Origin of the sequence: Pollutimonas subterranea, assembly GCF_002849655.1 — a bacterium.
In the GTDB taxonomy this organism is placed as follows: Bacteria; Pseudomonadota; Gammaproteobacteria; order Burkholderiales; family Burkholderiaceae_B; genus Pollutimonas; species Pollutimonas subterranea.
Window position 1 is genome coordinate 1 of sequence record NZ_PDNW01000066.1, and the last position, 254, is coordinate 254.

The 254-nt window shown below is 50.0% G+C and carries 1 protein-coding gene; it reads left to right on the forward strand.

Annotated elements, in window-relative coordinates; translation table 11 throughout:
- On the forward strand, positions 1-198 hold a 198-nt coding region (locus CR159_RS22165; protein ID WP_158238590.1), incomplete at its 5' end, for an ATP-binding protein.
- Positions 199-254: the final 56 nt, after the last annotated feature.

Genomic DNA, 254 nt, shown 5'->3' on the forward strand with positions numbered 1-254 from the left:
ATCACTCAGTTGGCCAAATTCGACGTACTCATCATTGACGAACTTGGCTACCTGCCCATGACGGCGCAGGCTCGGTTCAATCTGTTCCAGCTTGTCAATGTTCTGTACGAGTACCGATCCATCATCCCGGTGTTTGTCAACAATGATGTCCGCTTTTTCATGCAACGAGCTTCATGGTTTCCGGTAGTTCTTTATTGACCTTATCCGGGTTGAGCCAGACCTGGTCTATGCGCTTCCAGTTGCGCACGGTACGA